Origin of the sequence: Streptomyces curacoi (assembly GCF_001513975.1) — a bacterium.
GTDB classification, from domain to species: Bacteria; Actinomycetota; Actinomycetes; order Streptomycetales; family Streptomycetaceae; genus Streptomyces; species Streptomyces curacoi.
On the sequence record NZ_KQ947990.1, the window covers coordinates 120,671 to 141,249 of the forward strand.

The window sequence follows — 20,579 nt, forward strand, 5'->3', positions numbered from 1 at the left end:
GAGATGGAGGCAGTTGCATGGAAGCGGAACACGGGGACGTATGGGAAGCGCTGCGCCCGCTGTGCGCGCGGGTGATGTCGGTGCCGCCGGAGGCGGTGGTGCCGCAGGCGCGGCTGGTCGCCGATCTGGGCGCGGACAGCCTGGACATCACCGAACTGGAAGCGGCGTCGGAGGAGTTGTTCGGGGTGTCCCTGCGGGGCACCGACAAGACCGGAGTGTCCACCGTGGGTGACGTCGCCGACCTCATCGTGCGGATGCGCGCCCACGCCGCCTCCAGCCCCCTCGCCCGATGACCGGCCGGCACGCCGTCGCCGTCACGGGCCTGGGAGTGCGCTGCGCGGCCGGGGCGACCCCGGAGGCGCTGTGGGAGAGTCTCGTGCTGCGCCGTTCGGCGACGCGGCTGCATGCCTTCGACGCCGAGGGCGCCGTCGTGTACCCCGCGTGTCCGATGACCGACTTCGACCCCTCCGGCCACCTCGCGCCCAAGGAGGTGCGGCGGGCCGACCGGTCGGTGCAGCTGGCGGTGTGCGCCGCCGCGGAGGCCGTGGAGGACGCCGGAGGACTCCATGCCGCCCCCGGCCGTCGGGCGGTGGTCACCGGCACCGGCTACGGCGGGGTGATCAGTCAGGAGAACGGCATCGGACATCCCGATGTGCTGTACGCGCCGCGGCTGATGCACAACGCGGGGGCGTACTGGATCAGCGCCAGGCTCGGCATCACCGGCCCCAGCCTGACGATCTCCACCGCGTGCGCGTCCGGGACGCACGCGGTGGGTGAGGCGATGCAGATGATCCGGGCGGGCTGCGCGGACGTGGTGGTGGCAGGAGGCCATGACAGCCCCCTGACCCCCACGACCGCGCTGGCCTTCGGCCGGTCCGGCGCGATGGTCACCGAGTGCGAGGAGCCCGGCGCCGCGTCCCGGCCGTTCGACGTCGGGCGGCGCGGCTTCGTCCTCGCCGAAGGGGCGGCGTTCCTGGTGCTGGAACGGCTGGACCTGGCCCGCGCGCGGGGCGCCCGGATCCACGCCATGCTGACCGGGTACGGACGTACCTCCGACGCCCACCACCTCACGGCACCGCATCCCGACGGTGCCGGTGCCCGGGCCTGCATGGAGCAGGCGCTCGCCGACGCCGGGACGACGGCCGAGGCCGTCACCCATGTCAACGCGCACGGCACCGGGACCGAGTTGAACGACGTCGCGGAAGCACAGGCGATCACCGCCGTGTTCGGCCCCCGCGGGGTGCCGGTGACCGCCCCCAAGTCGGTGACCGGGCACGGGCTCGGGCTGGCGGGAGCGCTGGAGGCCGTGATCACGGCCTGCTCCGTGCGCGAAGGGCTGGCCCCTCCGACCGCGCATCTCACGCGGCTGGACCCCCGATGCGAACTCGACGTGATCCACACGGAACCGCGCAAGATCCCGGACGGCCCGGTGATCAGCAACAGTTTCGCCTTCGGAGGCCACAACGCCTGTGTCGTGTTCGATTCACCCCACGCTTGATCAGCGAAGGGACCAGCGAAGGGGGGACCGAGGAACGAGAGGCTGTGGAACATGAGGCTGACGGCCGTCGAGGAAGGGCACCTGCGCAACGGGCTGCCGGGGACCATCGGCATCGCCGCGGTGTTTCCTGCGGGGCAGCCGCTCGACCTGGCGCAGGTGCGGTCCCGGGTCCGTGACCGATGGGGCGCACTGGAGCGGATGAGCCGGCTCCTCGCGCCGCCCGCCGGGCCGACGGCGGTGTCGGGCCACCGGTGGACAGCCGCCCGGCCGTTCGATCCCGACGTGCACATCACCGCCACGGACCAGGACCTGGACGCCCTGCTGACCGCCGGTGTCAGCCACCCGCTGCCGTCCGAACGGCCCCTGTGGCGGCTGCTGGTGACGGCACACGCCACCCCGGCGGGCGAACACGCGCTCGTGCTGCTCGCCCATCACGCGCTGCTGGACGGCAGATCCCTGGAGACCCTCTTCCGGCTGCTGATGGACGACGCCGCACCGCCCCGCCCCGCCGGGCCGCCCGCGACGGCCCCGCCGCGCCCACGCGTCCAACCCGCCGCGGTGGGCAGGGAGTTGCGCCGCATCGAGATCCCCGGCCAGCCCCTTCCTTCGGCTCCCCCCGGCGAACCGCGGCCGTCGGTGGCGGTGGTCGACCTCGATCCGCAGGTGATGCGTACGGCCCGCGGACGCCCGGCCGGCGGACGGGGAGCGACCCTCAACGAACTTCTGCTCAGCGCGTACGCCGGAGCCCTGCGCGCCTGCTACGGACCCCCGCGGTCCTGGCCCCAGGGGCCGACCCCCCTCTACGCCACGGTCCCGGTCGACCTGCGGACCCGCGACAACGCCGGTGAGCTCGGCAACGGCGTCACCGCCCTGCGCATCCCGCTGCCCGTCGACACCGAGTGCCCGGTGGCACGACTGCAGGCGTGCCAGGACCTGGTCGCGGCGTTCGGTCACCGCTGCGACGTCCACCGCGCGATCCTTCCCCCGCTGAAGGCCGCCGCGCGTGCCGTGCCGTGGCTGGCCGGGGTGATGGCCCGGCGGCTGGCGCGCCCCGAGGTCACCACCAGCCTGTGCACCGCCTTCAAGTGGCGGGACAACCCCAGCAGCCTGCACGGCCGTCCCCTGTCGCGCATCGTCCCCCTGCCGCAGCTCTCCCCGCCGGGCACGGCGAACCTCTGCCTCGTCCGCACCGCCGACACCTACACCCTCACCGTCGTCGGCCATCTGCGCGCCGGTGACGCGGAGATGATCGGCGAGGCCGTGGCCCAGGACCTGAAAGCGGTCGCGGCGACGGACACGCCCGCCGCCTGCGCCGGTTGACGGAAGCTCCCGGACAGTGCCCTGTCCAGAGCAGGCCGCGCCAGCACGTCCCTACTGCCGACGAACTGGTCCACCGCGCCGACGGGCGGCAGCTCCTGGAGGGCCGGGTCGCTGATGCGGGCGGTCAGGGCCGCGGCGAAGCGGTCCGCGCGCAGGACCTTGAAGGGCCGGGAGTGGTACGGGCGTACGGCCGGGTCGACGCGGTCGGTCAGGCCGAGCCGGTTGTGCCGGCGCGCGACGATCTCGCCTGGGCGAGGTGGCGCTCGCGGGTGGGCCAGTCCGTGGCGGCGAGCGCGGCGGTGAGGACGGGGGACAGGCGGGTGCCCACGGCGGTGCGGGCGAAGGCTCCCCCGCTGCCTGAAGGGCGTGGGGGCACCTCGCAGCCGAGCCATTTGCCGTACGGCGGGTAGCGGCGCTCCATCAGCAGGCACAGCCGCATCAGGTCGCGGGCCAGGCGGGCGGCGGTGGCCGGAGTGCAGTTCGCCCTGCGCTGGGTCGAAGCGGGTGTGTTCGAGGGGTGCACGGCTGTTACCGCCCTGCGGCGCCCAGCTCCGTGAGTGCCTCGTCCGTCAGTCGGTACACCGTCCACTCGTTCTGCGGGCGGGCGCCGAGGGCCTCGTAGAAGGCGATGGAGGGGGCGTTCCAGTTCAGGACCGACCACTCCAGGCGCTGGTAGCCGCGCTCCACGCACAGCCGGGCCAGTTCGGCCAGCAGGGCCTTGCCGTGGCCGGCGCCCCGGGCGGTGGGGCGGACGTAGAGGTCCTCCAGGTAGATGCCGTGGACGCCGCGCCAGGTGGAGAAGTTCAGGAACCAGATCGCGTAGCCGACGGTCTCGCCGGTCGCGTCGTCGGCCGCGATGTGCGCGTAGGCGGCCGGGTGGTCGCCGAAGAGGGCCGTGTGGAGCTGCTCCTCGGAGGCCTGCGCCTCCTCCAGGGCCTTCTCGTAGTCGGCGAGTTCGCGGATGAGGGTGTGGATGGCGGGGACGTCGGCGGGGGTCGCGGGTCGGATCATGGGGTGAGGCTAGCCGCGGGGGTCGCGCAGGCGCCTGGCGATTTCCAGGTCCTTCTCCTCCGGTACGTCGCCGTCCTCGACGCTCCACAGGAGGTTCTGGAGCAGCCGGCCGTACGTCCACGCACGCGCGCGTGCCCGGTCCAGGCCGAGTACGTCGGTCATGGCGTCGAAGCGCCAGCGGACGTCGGCGGGGTCGAAGCGGCTGGCGAGCGCGGGCCACAGCTCGAAGCCCGGGTCGCCGGCGAGGGGCTTGGGGTCGATGGCGACCCAGGGGGCGCGCTCGGCGGCGAGGACGTTCTCGTCGTGCAGGTCCCAGTGCAGCAGGCGGTCGCCCGGCTCGTCGACGACCTCCCGTACGGCTGCGGCGCAGTCGGCGGCGATACGGCGGGTCCCCGGGTCCCCGATCTGCTTCAGCGCCCAGGGCGTCTCCTCCAGCATGTCCCGCGCGATGTCGCCGAGGCGGCGCAGTCCGGCGGGCGCGGCGAAGGACGTGAGGTGGGCCAGCAGGCGGGCGATGACCAGGACGGACTCGTGGACGTCCGGAACGTGCGCGAGCATGCGGGAGGAGTCGAGGCGTTCGAGGAGCATGGTGCCGGTCGCCTCGTCGTGGTCGAGGAGGCGGACCGCTCCGTCGCCGTCCCACGCGCGCAGGGCCACCGGTTCGCCCTCGCTCTCCTCGTCGAGGAGTTGCAGCTTCAGGACGGCCGGGGTGCCGTCCCGGCGCAGCACGGGGAGGACCAGGGCGCTGACCCCGTGCATCGGCGGTCCGTCGGCCGTCAGCCCCCAGCGGTCGAGGAAGGCGGCCGTCAGGTCGGGGAGTTCGGCGATGAAGGCGCGGCCCGCCTCCCCGTTGTACTGCTGCTGTGATGCGGCGAGCTCCTGCGGAATGTCGATCACCTTGTGACCGTACTGGTCTGCCGGAATCGCCTCACCCGAATTAACGTCCTCGCCATGAGCAGCTCGGTGAGCGGTGCCGTCAACGGCGGCATCTCCTTCTGGTACGCGGACGACGGCCTCCCTGCGGTGCGGGAGCCGCTCGCCGGGGACGCCTCCGCGGACGTGGTGATCGTGGGCGGCGGGTACACGGGACTGTGGACCGCGTACTACCTGAAGAAGGCGGTCCCCTTCCTGCGGATCACCGTCCTGGAGCAGAAGTTCTGCGGGTACGGGGCTTCGGGGCGCAACGGCGGCTGGCTGTACAACGGCATCGCGGGCCGCGACCGGTACGCGAAACAGCACGGCCACGAGGCGGCCGTACGACTCCAGCGGGCCATGAACGACACCGTCGACGAGGTCGTACGGGTCGCCGCGGCGGAGGGCATCGACGCCGGTATCCACAAGGGCGGGGTGCTGGAAGTGGCGCGTACGCCCGCCCAGTTGGCGCGGCTGAAGGCCTTCCACGAGCACGAGCTGTCGTACGGCGAGAAGGACCGCGAGCTGTACGGCGCCCGCGAGACCGTCGAGCGGATCCGGGTGGCCGACGCGGTCGGTTCGACGTGGACGCCGCACGGCGCGCGCGTGCACCCCGTGAAGCTGGTCAAGGGGCTCGCGGCGGCCGTGGAGGCGCTGGGCGTGACGGTTCACGAGCTGACGCCGGTCACGGAGATCCGGCCCAAGCACGCGGTCACCCCGTACGGCACCGTCCGCGCGCCCTACGTCCTGCGCTGCACCGAGGGGTTCACGGCCGCGCTGAAGGGCGAGAGGCGCACCTGGCTGCCCATGAACTCGTCGATGATCGCCACCGAGCCGCTGACCGAGGAGCAGTGGGCGTCGGTGGGCTGGGACGGGCGCGAGACGCTGGGCGACATGGCGCACGCCTACATGTACGCGCAGCGCACCGCCGACGGGCGGATCGCGCTGGGCGGGCGCGGGGTGCCGTACCGCTTCGGGTCGCGGACCGACAACGACGGGCGGACGCAGCCCGCGACCGTCGAGGCGCTGCGGGACGTCCTCGTGGACTTCTTCCCGTCGCTGGCCGGGGTGCGGATCGAGCACGCCTGGTCGGGGGTGCTGGGGGTGCCGCGCGACTGGTGCGCGACCGTCACCCTGGACCGGTCGACCGGGCTCGGCTGGGCGGGCGGCTACGTCGGTTCGGGCGTCGCCACCGCGAACCTGGCGGCCCGCACGCTGCGCGACCTGGTGCAGCTGGACTCGGGACAGGGCATGCGGACCGACCTCACCGACCTGCCCTGGGTCGGGCACAAGGTGCGCAAGTGGGAGCCGGAACCGCTGCGCTGGCTCGGAGTGCACGGGCTGTACGCCACCTACCGGGCCGCGGACCGGCGGGAGAGCGCCGGCAACAGCGCCGAGTCGTCGAGGCTGGCGCGGATCGCCGACCGGGTGGCCGGGCGGCACTGACGAAACTTTCGCCCCCGGATACTCACGCGTGCGTTGTCACACCCGTGTGCGACCATCGCCTCAACGACCGATGATCCGGGGGGATTCCATGTCTGACGACGACTCCTGTCCGTCCGCGAGACCGAGGCGGGTGGCCGTCGCGCCGGCCGTGTTCGCCGCTGTCGTCTCGCTGTTCGCCTCGACTCTGACCCTGGCCGGCGCGAGCCCCGCCGTCGCCGCCGACCAGGAGTGCGCACCGCTCGCCCTCGCGCCCTTCGGCGACCCGGGGGACGCCGTAGGCGAGGCGACCGTCGCGCCCGACTCCAGCGTCTGCTACACCGTCACCGTCCAGACGCCGGGCCTGTATCTGGCCCCGGCGAAGGACAGCTACGGCAACGCGATGGCCAGGCAGCTGCTCGCCGCCGACGGCAGCGAGGTGGACTGCCACGGCGACGGGTACGCCACGGACGGCATGTGCGCCGTGCCCGCGGCCGGCACCTACACGCTGAAGGTCCGCAACACCGACTGGGAGGACAAGGCCACCTCCGTCACCTTCGTGCCGCTCGGCTCGGCCAAGGGCTGCGCGGACCCCGTCGGCACCAATTGGGACCAGCCGGACGTCACCCGCACCACCGTGAGCCGGGTGGAGGTCGACTGCCAGCCCTTCGAGGGCAGGAGTGGCGACCGGGTCCGGCTCACCTACGGCACGAAGGTGTACGGCGACTCCCTCGCCTGGATCACCGACGCGACCGGCAGGCGGATCTGCGAGCGGTTCCCGGAGAACGACGAGGACAGCTGCGTCCTGCCCGGCGACGGCCCCTACCGGGTGCTCTCCACCGTCTCCCGCTCGGAGAACGGCTTCCCCGCCGAGTACGGCGTGAAGGTCCGCCGGCTCAGCGACCCGCAGGGCTGCGCCACCGCCCCGGTCCGCCCGTTCGGCCCGCTGGCGGAGCAGGACCTCACCACCAACCCGTGCTTCACCTTCACCGCCGGTGCGGCGGGCCCGTACACCGTGCACTCGGTGAGCGCCGACCGGGAGGTCGGGGTGGCCCGGGTGTACGACGCGACCGGACTGAGCGTGTGCCGGTACGGGGCCGACCCGTGCCGGATCAAGGCGCCGGGCACCTACACGGCCGTCCTGGACGGCACCTACCCCTTCCGTGACACCCGCGCCGGTCCGGTCGTTCTCGACCGTGCCTCCGAGGCCGGGTGCGTGGCGGCCGGGACCGGGCTGCACAAGGGCGAGCTGAGCACGGTCGGGCAGTACGACTGTCTGACGCTGGACGTCCCGCAGGGCGCCCGGATCGCCGCGCTCACCTCGCTCTCCTCGGCCGGGCTGACCCCCGAGGTGGAGGTCCTGGACCGGGCCGGCACCCCGCAGTGCGACGACGACGAGCTCCGGGGCGGGGACTGCGCGCTCACCGGTGCGGCGCCCTACCGGGCGCTGGTGCACACCGCGGACCGGGGGGACTCGGCGACGGGCGCCTACGCGGTGGCCTTCCACCGCACCGACGTCGCCGAGGGCTGCCCGGTGCTGCCCGCCGGCAGCTTCGCCGCGGACGGCGCGAAGGCCACGATGACCACCGGGAACGGCGTCTTCTCGCACTGCCTGGGCATCCCGGCGGACGCGCACACGGCCGCCGAGGTGTTCCAGCTGATCGCCACCTCCGGGACCGCCTCCGCGGCGTTCTCGGTGCTGGACTCCGACGGCAAGCGGGTCTGCGAGCGCTACGCCACCACCAACGGCTGGACCCTCTGCTCCCTGACCCCGGGCAAGGCCCACACCGTGCTGGTCACCGGCCGGGACGAGGCGGCCACGTACACCCTGACCCGGCGGGACGTCACGGCGAGCGCCTCCTCGGCGGGCTGCACGAAGACGGCCGCCGCGAAGGTCGGCGGGCCCTCCGTGAAGAGCGCGTACGACGGCCCCGGCACCCTCGGCTGCCGTCAGGTGACCACCGCCGCGGCCACCGACGTCCTGCACGTCAACGTGCGCGACGCCCTCGGCACCGCCAACTCCGCGGTCATCGCCGGGGACGGCCGGATGGAGTGCTCCTTCCGCAACGCCCCCTGCGCGGTCACCGGGTCCACCACTCACCAGGTCCTCGTGCAGACGCCGGTCACGCAGCAGGCGGCGCCCGAGTACCGCCTGGACGCCCTGCGCATCGCGACCGCCGACGGGCCCGCGCCGGAGTGCGTCAAGGTGCCGTCGGTGGCGTACGGCTACGGGCCGGTCACCGGCACCCTGGACGAGTCGCGCACCGCGGTGTGCGCGGCGCTGCCGACCGCCGGGTTCGACCGCTTCGAGACCGACATCAAGGACACCGCCGGCGCCGCCACCACGGCGGTGCCGGTCCTGTACAACACCAAGACCTGGGCCAACGGCTGCACGCGCTACATCCCGGAGGGCTACGACTGCGACGCGCTCGGCTCCTCGCGGGAGAGCACGCCGACGGTGTTCCTCCTGGGCCTGCCCGAGAAGGCGTCCAGCACGGCCTACAGCGCCGAGCTGACCTGTACGTCCCCGGTGTGCGGCACGGAGGAGACGGCCGTCACCGCGGTCAGCCCCGACACCGGGGCCGCCGGCGGCAAGGTGAAGCTCACGGTCACCGGCACCGCGCTCGGCCCGGACGTCACCGTCCGGCTCAGCCAGGCCGGCAAGACGATCACCGCGAAGGCCGACTCGGTCGCCGCGGACAACCGGACGGTGACCGCGACCCTCGACCTGACCGGCGCGGCCACCGGCACCTGGAACGTCAGCGTGCTCACGCGCGGCTGGGAGTTCCCGCGCGGTTCCTTCACCGTGACCCCGCAGCCCGAGCTGGCGAACACGACCGCTCCCAAGATCACCGGCACGGCCAGGACGGGCGCCAAGCTCACGGCCACGCCCGGCAGCTGGTCGGCGGCCCCGTCGTCGTACACGTACCAGTGGAAGGCGAACGGGACGGCGATCAGCGGGGCGACGGCGTCGACGTACACCGTCCCGGCCTCGATGGTCGGCAAGAAGCTCACCGTGACCGTCACCGCGGTCAGGCCGGGCTGGGTCAGCGGGTCGGCGACCTCGGCGCCGGTGACCGTGGCCAAGGGCGACGCGCCCAAGGCGACCGCGCTGCCGGTGATCAGCGGCACGGTGAAGGTCGGGAAGACGCTGACGACGTCCAAGGGGACCTGGAGCCCGGCGGCGACGTCGTACTCGTACCAGTGGTACGCGAACGGCAAGGTGATCAGCGGGGCGACCAAGTCGTCGCTGGTGCTGAAGCCGGCGCAGAAGGGCAAGAAGATCACCGTGAAGGTGATCGCCCACCGCACGGGCCACAAGGACGGGTCGGCGCTGAGCAAGGCGACGCGGGCGGTCGCCGGCTGACCGCCGACACAGGGTGGGGGAGGGGCTCCGCGGTCCGGTGGGGCCCCTTCGCCCGGCTGATCACGGCTCCAGTACGACCTTTCCGGTGGTCGCGCGCGTCTCCAGGGCGCGGTGGGCGGCCGCCGCCTCGGCGAGCGGGAAGCGCTGTACGGCCGGGGTGAGGCGGCCTTCGGCGGCCTCGGCGAGGGCGCGCAGTTCGAGGGTGCGTACGGGGTCGGGGCCGCCGGCCTTCCGCATCATCGCCGGACCCAGGACGTTTTCGGAGACGCCGTCGACGACGTAGGGCTCGCTGTCGTGGAGCCCCTGGCCCGACCAGCCGAAGACGAGATGCCGGCCGCCGGGTCCGAGCAGGGCGACGCACTCGCGGGCGACATCGCCGCCGACGCCGTCGAGGACGACGGTGGCCGGCCGGCCGCCCAGGAAGGCGCGGACCTTGCCGGGCCACGAGGAGTCCTTGTAGTCGACGGCGAGGTCGGCGCCGTTCTCCCGCACCCGGGCGGCCTTGTCCGGCCCGCCCGCGAGACCGATGACGACGGCGCCGGCGTTCCTGGCGTACTGCACGAGCAGGGTGCCGATCCCGCCGGCCGCCGCCGGGATCACGGCGACCGAGTCCGGGCCGAGCTCGGCGAACTGCAGGATCCCCATCGCCGTACGGCCCGTGCCGATCATGGCGACGGCCTCGGCGAAGTCGAGGTTCGCCGGGATCTCGTGAACCCGGTCGACAGCGGTGACGGCGAGCTCGGCGTAGCCGCCCGGCGCGAAGCCGAGGTGGGCGACGACGCGCTTGCCCAGCCAGCGGGCGGCGACGCCCTCGCCGAGGGACTCGACGACTCCGGCGACCTCGCGGCCGGGGATGGTGGGCAGCGTCGGCGGGTGCGGCGCCGGACCCTGGATGCCCTCGCGCAGGGCCGTGTCGAGGAGATGGACGCCCGCCGCCGCCACCGCGATACGGATCTGGCCGGGGCCCGGCGCGGGGTCGTCGACCTCTTCGAGGGTGAGGTTCTCGGCCGGGCCGAAGGTGTGCAGGCGGATGGCGTGCATGGCGGGTCCCCCATCGGATGCGGTGCTGGGCAGTGGTCGGGAACCAACCCCGTCGCGGGGGCGGCGGATCGATGCTGCAACGTCAAGCTTGCTTGAGGTCAAGGGTGCGCCGGCCGAGGGCCAGGGACACGGCCGTGAGCGCGCTGTTGAAGGACACCTCCGACAGGACGCCGGGAGCGGCGACCTGATCCCCCGTCAGATAGACGCCGTCACCGCGGTCGACGGCCGGGCGGTCGCGCCAGCTGGTGCCGGGCAGGTCGACGGCGCCGGTACGGCCGCTCGCGACGGCCGTGCGCCGCCAGGTGACGCGGTCGCGCCAGCCGGGGAAGCCGAGGTCGAGGAGCTGCTCGGCACGCGCGACGCCGTCGGCCCTGGACTCGTGCGGCGCCAGGGGGATCTGTCCCTGGATCAGCTGCTCACCCGCCGGAGCAAGCGACCGGTCCTGCGCGGTGAACCGCTCCAGCCACCCGGTCGCGTCGAGATCGGAGACGATGAAGGAATCCCCGCGCCGGGTCCGCACGGCGAGGTCGACGAGTGCCGTACGACCGCTGGTCCAGGTCAGTGAGTCGTCCTTGAGGAGGCGGCGGGCGGCGTCGAGGGAGGTGGCGACGACCACGGGCGTGTCGGTCGGCAGTTCGTCGACGCGGGAGAGGGTCTCCATCCGCACCCCGAGATTCCACGCCCGGGCCGCCATCCGGTCGATGAGGTTCGCCCATCCGCCCTGTGGATAGTGCGCCTCCGGCGGCAGCCTGGTGGCCCGGCGCAGCCGCTCCTGCACGAACGCGGCGGACAGGGAGCCGGGGTCGTGGTGGAACAGGGCCACGGCGGAGTAGTGGGCGGCGGCACGGGCGCCCTCCTCACCGGCGATGCCGGTGGCCCAGGTCAGGAAGTCGACGTCCACGGGCGCCTGCGGCAGGCCGCGCCGCAGCAGCTTGAGCATGGCGAAGGGCGGGGTGCGGCGCAGGGCGCCCTTGTGCCGCAGCCTGAGCCGGGCGGCCTCCAGGGGCGGGATCGGCGCGAGCGGCCCGATGAGGTCGCGCTGCTTGAGCCAGGCCCAGTGCGGGCCGCCGCTGTACAGGGCGTGCGGTCCGTCGTTCGTCCGGTACGGCCCCTCGGCGGTCCGCGCCCGCCCGCCGAGGGTGTGGTGGGCTTCGTGCACGGTGACCTTGGCGCCCGCCTCGGCGGCGGTGATCGCCGCGGTGAGTCCGGCGAAGCCGCCGCCGATGACGGTGATGCGGTGCATGGCTGGGATCTCCCTCTGGCTCGGGGTCGCCTGTCTTCCCTTCTCTGTGAGTGGGACGGGCTGCGGTACCCCGAATGTGACATCGCCGGTGTCGTCGCAGGTCAGGGTGATTGTCAGTGGTGGGGTGCAGCATGGGGTCATGGTGAGGAGAGCGAGGGGTGAGGGCGGCGGTCCGGGCCGGGCCGGCGTGCGGGGCGCGCGACGGCCCGAGGTGCGGTTGCCGCCGCTCGATCCGTACCGGGACGGGGGGTTGGAGCCCGACGGGGACTACGACGGCCTGGAGTTCCGGGAGGAGGACCTCTCCGGACAGGACGGGGGCGGCGCCCGCTTCATGGACTGCGCACTGAGGGGCTGCGCCCTGGACGAGACGAGACTCCCTCACGCCCGGATTCTCGACTCGGTGCTCACGGGCCTACGGGGCGTCGGCACCGACCTCGCGGAGTCGACGCTGCGTGATGTGGAGCTGGTCGATGCCCGCCTGGGCGGGGTGCAGTTGCACGGAGCCGTGCTGGAGCGGGTGCTGGTCCGGGGCGGCAAGATCGACTACCTGAACCTGCGCAAGGCCAGGCTCAGAGACGTCGTCTTCGAGGGCTGCGTCCTGGTCGAGCCGGACTTCGGGGGAGCCCGGCTGGAGCGGGTCGAGTTCGTGGACTGCGTCTTGAAGGGGGCGGACCTCAGCGGGGTGACCCTGTCGGACGTGGACCTGCGGAAGGCGGCCGAGCTGGACATCGCCCGGGGGGTGGACCGGCTGGCCGGGGCGGTGATCAGCCCTGCGCAACTGCTGGATCTGGCGCCGGTGCTGGCGGCGGAGATGGGGGTGCGGGTGGAGGCGGCGGAGTAGGGACAGGGCACCGGGAGGGATCCGGTATGATTGATCTTGAGCTGCTCGCCGGAACTCACGGCGGACGGTGCTGCGTTGGTGGTCCAAGGAAAGACGCCCCGCTTCCTGCGGGGAGATGCAGGTGCAAGGCCTGCCCGGCGCTCTGACAAGGAGCCCCTCCCGTTCGTACGGGAGGGGCTCCTTCGTTGTCGCGGCGCGGGCCGTCGCGGCGTCGGCTACGCCACCCGCGGGAAGCGGGCCTGCAGGGTCCAGATCGCCGGGTTCTCGCCCAGGTCCTCGTGCAGGTCGATAAGGTCGGCGAGCAGGTCGTGCAGGAAGTCGCGGGCCTCGCGGCGCAGTTCGGCGTGCGAGAAGGTCAGCGGGGGCTCCTCCGCCGGCATCCAGTCCGCCTCGATGTCCACCCAGCCGAAGCGCCGCTCGAAGAACATGCGGTCCGTGGACTCCGTGAAGTCCAGTTCCGCGCGTTGTGGGCGGGAGGCGCGGGAACCGGCCGGATCCCGGTCCAGCTCCTCGACGATGTCGCACAGGGCCCAGGCGAAGTCGAGCACCGGCACCCATCCCCAGGCTGTGGACAACTCCCGGTCCGCCTTGGTGTCGGCGAGGTAGACGTCGCCGCAGAACAGGTCATGGCGCAGGGCGCGGACGTCCGCGCGGCGGTAGTCCGTCTGCGGGGGGTCCGGGAAGCGGGTGGAGAGGGCATAGCCGATGTCGAGCACGCAGTGATGGTGTCACGCCCGCGCTCATAGGATCACTGGCATGTCCCGTTCTGCGCGCGTTGTCACAACCGTCACCTGCGGCCTGCTCGCCCTCGCCCTCACCGCGTGCGGCGGCGTCCAGGGCACGCCCGGCGGTTCCGGCGTGCGCGACCCCTACTTCCCCAAGGCCGGCAACGGCGGCTACGACGTCACCCACTACGACCTCGACCTCGCCTACGACCCCGACGAGCGCCACCTCACCGGCACCGCCGAGATCACCGCACGCGCCACCCAGGACCTCTCCGCCTTCGACCTCGACCTCAAGGGCATGGAGGTCGAGCGGGTCACGGTGGAGGGCCGGCGCGCCCGCTGGAGCCGTAACGGCCAGGAGCTGGTCGTCCGCCCGCACGGCGACCTCGACGACGGGGAGACCTTCCGTGTCGTCGTGCGGTACTCCGGCCGTCCCGAGACCATCACCGACCCCGACGACTCCCGAGAGGGCTGGCTCCCCACCGACGACGGGGCCCTCGCCCTCGGGGAGCCGGTGGGGTCCATGACGTGGTTCCCGGGCAGTCACCACCCGTCCGACAAGGCGTCGTACGCCATCACGGTCACCGTTCCCGAGGAGCTGGAGGTCGTCTCCAACGGCGAGTTGGCGGCCGAGACCACCACCAACGGCCGCAGGACGTTCCGTTGGCGCACCGACGAACCCATGGCCAGTTACGTCGCCACCCTCGCCATCGGCGACTACCGGATTAGCCGCTCCACCGTCACCACCGAGAGCGGCGGCGAGCTGCCCGTCTACACCGCCGTGGCCCCCTCCCAGGACGACGCCGGCCGCGAAGTCCTCGCCGAGCTGCCCGAGGTCCTGGAGTGGGCCGAGACCAACTTCGGCCCCTACCCCTTCTCCTCCACCGGCGCGGTCATCGCCCCCGAGGAGGCCGCCGACTACGCCCTGGAGACCCAGAACCGGCCGGTCTTCCCCGGCGCCCCCGGCACCGAACTGCTCGTCCACGAGCTCGTCCACCAGTGGTTCGGCAACTCCGTGACGCCGAAGAGCTGGCGGGACATGTGGCTCAACGAGGCCTTCGCGACGTACGCGGAGTGGCTGTGGGACGAGGACAACGACGGCGACAGCGCGCAGGAGACCTTCGACGCCCTGTACGACCACGGCGAGGACGACCACGAGGACCTCTGGTCCTTCCCGCCCGCCGAGCCGCCGAGCGCCGCGCACATCTCCGACGACCCGGTCTACCAGCGCGGCGCGATGGTCCTGCACAAGATCCGCCAGGCTGTCGGCGACGACGCCTTCTACGACATCGTCCAGGGCTGGGCGGCCGACCGGCGGCACGGGAACGCGGACACCGCCGACTTCACCGCCTACGTCGAGAAGAAGGCGCCGGACACGGACTTCGGGCGGATCTGGGACGAGTGGCTGTACGGCGAGGGCAAGCCGGACCGGCCATGACGGCCGGCCCGGTCGGCGACGACAGGGCCTGGACGACAGGGCTTAGTTGACGTTGACCGCCTTCCAGGCCGCCGCCACCGCCTGGTACTCCGCGCTGTTCGCGCCGTACAGGTCGCTCGCCGCCTGCAGGGTGGTGGTGCGGGCGCCCGCGTAGTCGGTGGAGGAGGTCATGTACGTCGTCAGGGCCCGGTACCAGATCCGGTACGCCTTGTCCCGCCCGATGCCGGTGACCGTGGAGCCGTCGTAGGTCGGGGAGTCGTAGCTCACGCCGTTGACGGTCCTGGCGCCGCTGCCCTCGCTGAGCAGGTAGAAGAAGTGGTTGGCGACGCCGGACGAGTAGTGGACGTCGAGGCGGCCGACGGAGCGCGACCAGTAGTCGGCGGAGTTGCCGTCCCGGCTGGGCCTGTCCATGTAGCGCAGCGGGGTGCCGTTGCCGCGGATGTCGATCTTCTCGCCGATGAGGTAGTCGCCGGCGTCGGAGGAGTTGTTCGCGAAGAACTCGACGGAGGTGCCGATGATGTCACTGGTCGCCTCGTTGAGGCCGCCGGACTCACGGCTGTAGCGCAGGCCCGCCGTCGCGGAGGTCAGCCCGTGGGTCATCTCGTGGCCGGCCACGTCCAGCGAGGTGAGCGGCTTGAGGTTGTTCTGGCCGTCGCCGTACGTCATGCAGAAGCACTGGTCGGACCAGAAGGCGTTGACGTAGGCGTTGCCGTAGTGGACGCGCGAGTAGGCGGCCTTGCCGTCGTTCCGGATGCCGTTGCGGCCGAACTCGCTCTTGTAGAAGTCCCAGGTGACCTGGGCGCCGTAGGCGGCGTCCACGGCGGCGGTCTGGCGGTTGGCCGGGGTGCCGTCGCCCCAGGTGTCGTCGGCGTCGTGGAAGAGGGTGCCGGTGCCGCTCGTGGCGCCGTTCAGGTCGTACGTCCGGTGGCCGCCGCGGCCGGAGTCGGTGAGGTCGTGGCCGCCGGAGGCGGAGGGGGTGGTGCCGAGGGTGACGGTGCCGCTGTACTGGCTGGTGCCCGTGCCGGTGTCGATGGCCTCGAAGTCGTACAGCTTCTTGCCGGTGCGGGCGTCGGTGATGACGTGCAGCTCGCTCGGGGTGCCGTCGTGCTGGAGGCCCTTGACGACGGACTCGTAGGCGAGGACCGGCTTGTCACCGGCGGCCCAGACCACCTTGCGGGGGCTCGCCGCGGTGGCCTTCGGGGAGTCGGCGGCGGCGAGGGCGGACTTCCGTGCGGTGGCGGCGGATATCGCGGCGTCGGTGGCGGCCACGGATATGCGGGCGCCGGTCGCTTTGCTGACGCTCTTCAGGGTGCCGCTCTTTGTGACGTGCGTGACCAGGTCGCCGCCGAGGACGGGCAGACCGGCGTACGTCCGCTCGTACCGCGTGTGGACCGTGCCGTTCGCGTCCTTGACGACGTCCCGGACGACGAGCTTCTCCTGGGCGCCGAGCCCGAGTTCACGGGCGGTCGAACCGGCGTCCGCCTGGGCCGCCCGGATGGCGGCGGCGCGGGCGGAGGCGGTGAGGGGGAGGGCGGAGGCGGACGCGGACGCCGGCTCGGGGGCCGCGGTGGCGGGGCCGTTCTGCAGGGCGAGTACGACCATGGCCGCCGAGCCGATCAGGGCGGTGGCGCGCAGGGTGGTCGTGCGAGTGGTGCGGGTGGCACGGGTGGCACGGGAGTGCTGTCTCACTCGTTCTCCTTCGTCGCTGGCCTCATGGGTGAGGCACAGGTGGGGCACAGAGTTGCGGCGAGCGAGGAGAGGGTGGCACCCGGGATGGCTTGTTTGACAGAGCGCCGTCAAGACTTTACGTGTTTGTATCCGAAAGCCGTTTCCGGCGGTTCGCTATGCGGACGGTGTGCCGTCGAGTTCGTCCAGGAGGCGGGCCAGCTCCGGTGGCCACACCGGCTCGGGCGCCGCGGCCAGCTCCGCCCGCGTCCACCAGCGCCAGGTGAGGATGCCGTCGGCGGCGTGGGCTGCGGGGAGTTGGGGGCCGGTGGGGTCGCGGTGGGGGCCTCGGGTGACGTAGATGTGCTCGTGCTGGCGGACCGGAATGCCGGCGTAGGTGAAGTCGTGCTCCCAGGTGCACAGCAGGGGGCCCGGTTCCAGGTCCGTCCAGCCGGTCTCCTCGCGCAGCTCGCGCAGGGCGCCCTCGCGGGGCGTCTCGTCGGCCTCCAGCCCGCCGCCGGGGAGGGCCCAGTGGACGCCGACCTCGACGTTGTCGTACCGGAAGAGGAAGACCGAGCCGTCGGGGTCGAGTACGGCGACGCGGGCGGCTCGGCGTGGAGTGCGCGCGGGGTGGGTGAGCGGCTTGCGCAGGACCGCGCAGGGGCGGTTGAGCTTGCGGTCCCTGCGGTGGGCGAGGACCTCGTAGCCGAGGGCGGTCCAGAAGGCCAGGCCCTTGGGGTTGTTGTCGAGGGCGGCGAGGCGTACGGCCGTACGGCCCGCCGCGCGGAAACGGTCCTCGACGAGGGAGGCCAACTGCCTGCCGTACCCCTGGCGGTGGGCCGTCGCGTCGACCATCAGCAGGCCGATCCACGGGTCCGGGTCGGCCGGGTCGGGGTGGCGGCCGAGGGTGATCGCGATACCGACCAGCCGCCCCGCGCTGCGCGCGAGCAGCACCTCCACGTCCGGATTCGCCAACTCCTCCGCCAGCGCGGCCGCCACCTGCTCCGGCCGGATGTCGTCCGGGTCCGGGAAGTCACCGCTGAGGGCGTGGAAGTCGCGGTTGGCGGCGTAGAGGGCGGTGAGCTCGGTGAGCAGCGGGGCCGGGATGTCGTGGTCGGGGGTGCGGGGGAGGGGGGCGAGGATCACGCGGGGCAACTTATCGCGGGGCGCGGACGGGTGTACGCCCAAGCCCTCGGACGCCGGGAGCCCCCGGCCACGGCATACCGCGGCCCGGGGCTCCCGCACAGCGCAGCGTCCGTCAGACGTTCACGCCGAAGTCCTGCGCGATGCCCACCAGGCCCGAGGCGTAGCCCTGGCCGACGGCGCGGAACTTCCACTCGGCGCCGTTGCGGTAGAGCTCGCCGAAGACCATGGCGGTCTCGGTGGCCGCGTCCTCCGACAGGTCGTAGCGGGCGATCTCGGCGCCGCCGGCCTGGTTGATGATGCGGATGTAGGCGTTGCGGACCTGGCCGAAGTTCTGCGAGCGCGACTCGGCGTCGTAGATGGAGACCGGGAAGACGATCTTGTCGATGTCGGCCGGGAGGCCGGCCAGGTTGACGTTGATCGCCTCGTCGTCGCCCGCGCCCTCGCCGGTGCGGTTGTCACCGGTGTGGACGATGGTGCTGTCCGGGGTCTGCTTGTTGTTGAAGAACACGAAGTGGGCGTCCGAGTAGACCTTGCCCTGCGTGTTCACGGCGATCGCGGAGGCGTCGAGGTCGAAGTCCGTGCCGGTGGTGGTGCGGACGTCCCAGCCGAGACCCACGGTGACGGCGGTCAGGCCCGGAGCCTCCTTGGTGAGCGAGACGTTGCCACCCTTGGACAGGCTTACAGCCATTGTTGGGAGTCCCTTCCCTCGTTGCGGTACGGCTAGAAGCTACAGCTACCCCTATGAACGCGGAGAGGGGTACCTCAAGTTCCAGGTGTCTTTACTTTCTTTGCCAAAGAGCACCCGTAGGGGATATTCGCGTGACGTGGACCGGACAGGACGGGGAACATGGACGGCATGTCTGGTCCATACGTCATCCGTGGCTCCGTCTCGCTTCCCGAGGCCGAGCTCATGTGGCGTTTCTCGCGGTCCGGCGGCCCGGGGGGCCAGCACGTCAACACCAGCGACTCGCAGGTCGAGCTGCGGTTCGACCTGGCGAGGACCGAGGCGCTGCCGGAGGTGTGGAAGCGGCGGGCGCTCGACCGGCTGGCGAGTCGTCTCGTCGACGGCGTCGTCACCGTCCGTGCCTCCGAGCACCGCTCCCAGTGGCGCAACCGCGAGACCGCCGCCGTACGCCTCGCCGCGCTCCTCGCCGAGGCGACGGCCCCGCCACCCAAGCCACGCAGGCCCACCCGGATTCCGCGCGGGATCAACGAGCGCCGGCTCAGGGAGAAGAAGCAGCGCTCGGAGACCAAGCGGGGGCGGTCCGGGCGGGACTGGGGGTAGCCCCCGGGCGGAGCTCCGGCTGTCACATGTTCGTCGCGCGTTCCCGCAAGTCCCGAGCAGGACACGCTCCTCGCCGACTCGGTCGGCGTGGCCCTGCTTTGCGTTCGTGAGGGCCGTATCGCTGTGATCGGCACCGTGACGGACCCGGGACGGACGTCCCGGCTCGACGTCGGGCCGGTCCAGGGCGTCGCGCCTGGGGCCCTGTCGTTCGGATCATCCCGGCGTCGCGGGGTCTGGCACGCACTCCCTGCACGCACCAGACCCCGTTCGGGTCGGCTGCGAGGCACCGGACCTCACAGCCGGCCTGATCCAAACGACAGGGCCTCGCCGCGCTCCGGGGCAGCTTCGGGGGTCAGCTCCAGGACGCCCACCGTCTCGCCCTCGCTGGTCTCCCCGGTGGGGCGGAAGCCGAGGCCGAGGTAGAAGTTCTCCGGGCCGTTCGGGCCGGGGTGCCAGGTGACGTACAGCTGATCGCCGCCCCGGCGGCGGATCTCGGCGGCCACGGACTCGACGGCGAACCGGCCGTATCCCCGGCCCTGCTCCTGCGCGGCGATGTTCAGCCGCCACAGGCCGGAGCGCAGGAGGGTGCCGTCGCCGCGCCAGTCGATGTCGAAGAAGGCCATCAGGAACCCGACCGGGCGGTCGCCGTCGACGATCAGACGGGGCCAGGCGACGCCGGCGGGATGGACGTACGCCTCGGCGAGGGACTGCATCACCGGGGAGACCGCGAATTCCTGCTCGGGGCGGACGCGTATGCCGGTCGCGGCCTCGAAGTTCCGGGGTGTGATCTCTTCGAGGCGGAGTGCGGACGCGGAAGTCGATGTCATTCGGGGACCGTATGCCGGGTGATCTTCGGCGGCCAGCGGATTTTCCTCCCGCCCGCAATCCGGCGGCGTCACCCCAACTGCCGGTACCGCCCCCGGAAATACGTCAGCGGCCCGCCGTCCGAGCTCGGCAGCGAGGCCGCCAGGACGCGGCCGATCACCAGGGTGTGGTCGCCGGCCGTCACCCGCTGCTCGGTGCGGCACTCCAGGGTGGCCAGGGCCCCGCCCACCAGGGGGGCGCCGGTCTCCTTGCCGCGTACGTAGGGGATGTCGGCGAACAGCAGGCGGTCGCTGACGCGGCCCTTCATGGCGAAGCGGCCGGCGATGTGGCGCTGGCTCTCGGAGAGGACCGAGACCGCCCACAGGGGCTGCTCGGCGAGCAGGTCGTCCATGCGGGAGCCCTCGCGCAGGCTGACCAGGACCAGCGGCGGATCCAGGGACACCGACATGAACGCCGTCGCCGTCATGCCGACGTCCTCGCCGGCCGGCGCGTGCGGGTCGTCCGGGTCCAGCGGCGGCTCCAGGGCGGTCACCAGGACCACCCCCGCGGCCAGCCGCGACATGGCGGCACGGAACTCGTCGTTGCTCACTCCCTCAGCATGCCCGGAGGCGCTGCGGGAGGCGGGGACGACGGCGGTCACGGGCGGCGCGGGAGGGGAAGTGTTCGGCACGGTGAAAACGCTAATCTCGTCCTCGCCTCCGCCACATCGGGCCTCCGCCCGAGTCCGGACCTAGGACTCGCGACGGACGGGCGACGGAAGGAGTGGGCGAGAACACCGGTGAAGAGTCGAGCGGCCTCTCCGGCTCCCTCGACATGCCTGTTCAGAGCTGTTTTGTGGCG

At 72.5% G+C, this 20,579-nt stretch carries 18 protein-coding genes and 1 pseudogene; 8 read left to right on the plus strand and 11 right to left on the minus strand.

What is annotated here, in order from left to right; genetic code table 11:
• Positions 1 to 17 precede the first annotated feature (17 nt).
• The 3 genes from AQI70_RS23670 to AQI70_RS23680 are packed head-to-tail and all read left to right on the plus strand — an operon-like array spanning position 18 to position 2,818.
• Complete coding sequence (locus AQI70_RS23670; RefSeq protein WP_004000213.1) at positions 18 to 293, plus strand: phosphopantetheine-binding protein; 276 nt, start codon at positions 18 to 20, stop codon at positions 291 to 293.
• Positions 290 to 1,498 (plus strand): beta-ketoacyl-[acyl-carrier-protein] synthase family protein, encoded by a 1,209-nt coding sequence (locus AQI70_RS23675; RefSeq protein WP_062153348.1) that lies wholly within the window; start codon positions 290 to 292, stop codon positions 1,496 to 1,498. The genes AQI70_RS23670 and AQI70_RS23675 overlap by 4 nt, the downstream gene beginning before the upstream one ends.
• Positions 1,499 to 1,549: 51 nt before the next feature.
• The gene (locus tag AQI70_RS23680; protein WP_062153350.1) at positions 1,550 to 2,818 is read left to right on the plus strand and encodes a wax ester/triacylglycerol synthase domain-containing protein; all 1,269 of its coding nucleotides are present in this window, start codon (positions 1,550 to 1,552) and stop codon (positions 2,816 to 2,818) included.
• 20 nt (positions 2,819 to 2,838) lie between these two features.
• On the opposite strand, the pseudogene AQI70_RS37695 reads toward AQI70_RS23680, so the two are convergent.
• The 3 genes and pseudogenes from AQI70_RS37695 to AQI70_RS23695 form a co-directional block, all read right to left on the minus strand.
• Positions 2,839 to 3,284 (minus strand): annotated as a pseudogene (locus tag AQI70_RS37695) (DUF4037 domain-containing protein); the annotation flags it as partial.
• Positions 3,285 to 3,346: 62 nt separating this feature from the next.
• Positions 3,347 to 3,829 (minus strand): GNAT family N-acetyltransferase, encoded by a 483-nt coding sequence (locus tag AQI70_RS23690; RefSeq protein WP_062153353.1) that lies wholly within the window; start codon positions 3,827 to 3,829, stop codon positions 3,347 to 3,349.
• Positions 3,830 to 3,838: 9 nt separating this feature from the next.
• Positions 3,839 to 4,753 (minus strand): aminoglycoside phosphotransferase family protein, encoded by a 915-nt coding sequence (locus tag AQI70_RS23695; RefSeq protein WP_062154100.1) that lies wholly within the window; start codon positions 4,751 to 4,753, stop codon positions 3,839 to 3,841.
• Between the two features lie 27 nt (positions 4,754 to 4,780).
• Between AQI70_RS23695 and AQI70_RS23700 the strand changes: the two genes are divergently transcribed.
• Both AQI70_RS23700 and AQI70_RS23705 read left to right on the plus strand, forming a co-directional pair.
• Positions 4,781 to 6,187: an NAD(P)/FAD-dependent oxidoreductase gene (locus tag AQI70_RS23700; RefSeq protein WP_062153355.1), complete on the plus strand. Its 1,407-nt coding sequence runs from the start codon at positions 4,781 to 4,783 to the stop codon at positions 6,185 to 6,187.
• 88 nt (positions 6,188 to 6,275) lie between these two features.
• The gene (locus tag AQI70_RS23705) at positions 6,276 to 9,530 is read left to right on the plus strand and encodes an IPT/TIG domain-containing protein (RefSeq protein WP_062153357.1); all 3,255 of its coding nucleotides are present in this window, start codon (positions 6,276 to 6,278) and stop codon (positions 9,528 to 9,530) included.
• A 60-nt stretch (positions 9,531 to 9,590) separates the two neighbouring features.
• Here AQI70_RS23705 and AQI70_RS23710 read toward each other — a convergent pair whose 3' ends face one another.
• Positions 9,591 to 10,571, minus strand: coding sequence for a zinc-binding dehydrogenase (locus AQI70_RS23710; RefSeq protein WP_062153360.1), 981 nt, complete (start codon positions 10,569 to 10,571; stop codon positions 9,591 to 9,593).
• Between the two features lie 82 nt (positions 10,572 to 10,653).
• Positions 10,654 to 11,814: an FAD-dependent oxidoreductase gene (locus AQI70_RS23715; RefSeq protein WP_062153362.1), complete on the minus strand. Its 1,161-nt coding sequence runs from the start codon at positions 11,812 to 11,814 to the stop codon at positions 10,654 to 10,656.
• 139 nt (positions 11,815 to 11,953) lie between these two features.
• Between AQI70_RS23715 and AQI70_RS23720 the strand changes: the two genes are divergently transcribed.
• On the plus strand, positions 11,954 to 12,655 hold the full coding sequence (locus AQI70_RS23720; RefSeq protein WP_244181821.1) for a pentapeptide repeat-containing protein: 702 nt from the start codon (positions 11,954 to 11,956) through the stop codon (positions 12,653 to 12,655).
• A 215-nt stretch (positions 12,656 to 12,870) separates the two neighbouring features.
• Here the strand turns inward: AQI70_RS23720 and AQI70_RS23725 are convergent, their stop codons facing one another.
• Positions 12,871 to 13,371, minus strand: coding sequence for a hypothetical protein (locus AQI70_RS23725; RefSeq protein WP_062153364.1), 501 nt, complete (start codon positions 13,369 to 13,371; stop codon positions 12,871 to 12,873).
• A gap of 40 nt (positions 13,372 to 13,411) precedes the next feature.
• On the opposite strand from AQI70_RS23725, the gene AQI70_RS23730 reads away from it, so the two are divergent.
• Positions 13,412 to 14,818 carry a M1 family metallopeptidase gene (locus tag AQI70_RS23730; RefSeq protein WP_062153366.1) on the plus strand — a complete coding sequence of 469 codons (1,407 nt, stop codon included), beginning with the start codon at positions 13,412 to 13,414 and terminating at the stop codon, positions 14,816 to 14,818.
• Positions 14,819 to 14,860: 42 nt separating this feature from the next.
• On the opposite strand, the gene AQI70_RS23735 is transcribed toward AQI70_RS23730, so the two are convergent.
• The 3 genes from AQI70_RS23735 to AQI70_RS23745 all read right to left on the minus strand — a co-directional run bounded on the left by AQI70_RS23735 (position 14,861) and on the right by AQI70_RS23745 (position 18,317).
• Positions 14,861 to 16,420, minus strand: a complete 1,560-nt coding sequence (locus tag AQI70_RS23735) for a M4 family metallopeptidase (protein WP_244181839.1) — start codon at positions 16,418 to 16,420, stop codon at positions 14,861 to 14,863.
• A 240-nt stretch (positions 16,421 to 16,660) separates the two neighbouring features.
• On the minus strand, positions 16,661 to 17,629 hold the full coding sequence (locus tag AQI70_RS23740) for a bifunctional GNAT family N-acetyltransferase/NUDIX hydrolase (protein WP_062153370.1): 969 nt from the start codon (positions 17,627 to 17,629) through the stop codon (positions 16,661 to 16,663).
• A gap of 112 nt (positions 17,630 to 17,741) precedes the next feature.
• On the minus strand, positions 17,742 to 18,317 hold the full coding sequence (locus AQI70_RS23745) for a TerD family protein (RefSeq protein WP_004000230.1): 576 nt from the start codon (positions 18,315 to 18,317) through the stop codon (positions 17,742 to 17,744).
• A 159-nt stretch (positions 18,318 to 18,476) separates the two neighbouring features.
• On the opposite strand from AQI70_RS23745, the gene arfB reads away from it, so the two are divergent.
• Positions 18,477 to 18,914, plus strand: coding sequence for an alternative ribosome rescue aminoacyl-tRNA hydrolase ArfB (arfB, locus tag AQI70_RS23750; RefSeq protein WP_062153372.1), 438 nt, complete (start codon positions 18,477 to 18,479; stop codon positions 18,912 to 18,914).
• A 293-nt stretch (positions 18,915 to 19,207) separates the two neighbouring features.
• Here arfB and AQI70_RS23755 read toward each other — a convergent pair whose 3' ends face one another.
• Both AQI70_RS23755 and AQI70_RS23760 read right to left on the minus strand, forming a co-directional pair.
• Positions 19,208 to 19,741, minus strand: coding sequence for a GNAT family N-acetyltransferase (locus tag AQI70_RS23755; RefSeq protein WP_062153374.1), 534 nt, complete (start codon positions 19,739 to 19,741; stop codon positions 19,208 to 19,210).
• 68 nt (positions 19,742 to 19,809) lie between these two features.
• Positions 19,810 to 20,409 (minus strand): flavin reductase family protein, encoded by a 600-nt coding sequence (locus tag AQI70_RS23760; RefSeq protein WP_079051451.1) that lies wholly within the window; start codon positions 20,407 to 20,409, stop codon positions 19,810 to 19,812.
• Positions 20,410 to 20,579: the final 170 nt, after the last annotated feature.

Bases quoted from the DNA above. Each gene is read 5' to 3' on its own strand.
- AQI70_RS23670 (WP_004000213.1), top strand. From the start codon at position 18: ATGGAAGCGGAACACGGGGACGTATGGGAAGCGCTGCGCCCGCTGTGC.
- AQI70_RS23675 (WP_062153348.1), top strand. From the start codon at position 290: ATGACCGGCCGGCACGCCGTCGCCGTCACGGGCCTGGGAGTGCGCTGC.
- AQI70_RS23680 (WP_062153350.1), top strand. From the start codon at position 1,550: ATGAGGCTGACGGCCGTCGAGGAAGGGCACCTGCGCAACGGGCTGCCG.
- AQI70_RS23690 (WP_062153353.1), bottom strand. From the start codon at position 3,829: ATGATCCGACCCGCGACCCCCGCCGACGTCCCCGCCATCCACACCCTC.
- AQI70_RS23700 (WP_062153355.1), top strand. From the start codon at position 4,781: ATGAGCAGCTCGGTGAGCGGTGCCGTCAACGGCGGCATCTCCTTCTGG.
- AQI70_RS23705 (WP_062153357.1), top strand. From the start codon at position 6,276: ATGTCTGACGACGACTCCTGTCCGTCCGCGAGACCGAGGCGGGTGGCC.
- AQI70_RS23710 (WP_062153360.1), bottom strand. From the start codon at position 10,571: ATGCACGCCATCCGCCTGCACACCTTCGGCCCGGCCGAGAACCTCACC.
- AQI70_RS23715 (WP_062153362.1), bottom strand. From the start codon at position 11,814: ATGCACCGCATCACCGTCATCGGCGGCGGCTTCGCCGGACTCACCGCG.
- AQI70_RS23720 (WP_244181821.1), top strand. From the start codon at position 11,954: ATGGTGAGGAGAGCGAGGGGTGAGGGCGGCGGTCCGGGCCGGGCCGGC.
- AQI70_RS23730 (WP_062153366.1), top strand. From the start codon at position 13,412: ATGTCCCGTTCTGCGCGCGTTGTCACAACCGTCACCTGCGGCCTGCTC.
- AQI70_RS23735 (WP_244181839.1), bottom strand. From the start codon at position 16,420: ATGGTCGTACTCGCCCTGCAGAACGGCCCCGCCACCGCGGCCCCCGAG.
- AQI70_RS23745 (WP_004000230.1), bottom strand. From the start codon at position 18,317: ATGGCTGTAAGCCTGTCCAAGGGTGGCAACGTCTCGCTCACCAAGGAG.
- arfB (WP_062153372.1), top strand. From the start codon at position 18,477: ATGGACGGCATGTCTGGTCCATACGTCATCCGTGGCTCCGTCTCGCTT.
- AQI70_RS23755 (WP_062153374.1), bottom strand. From the start codon at position 19,741: ATGACATCGACTTCCGCGTCCGCACTCCGCCTCGAAGAGATCACACCC.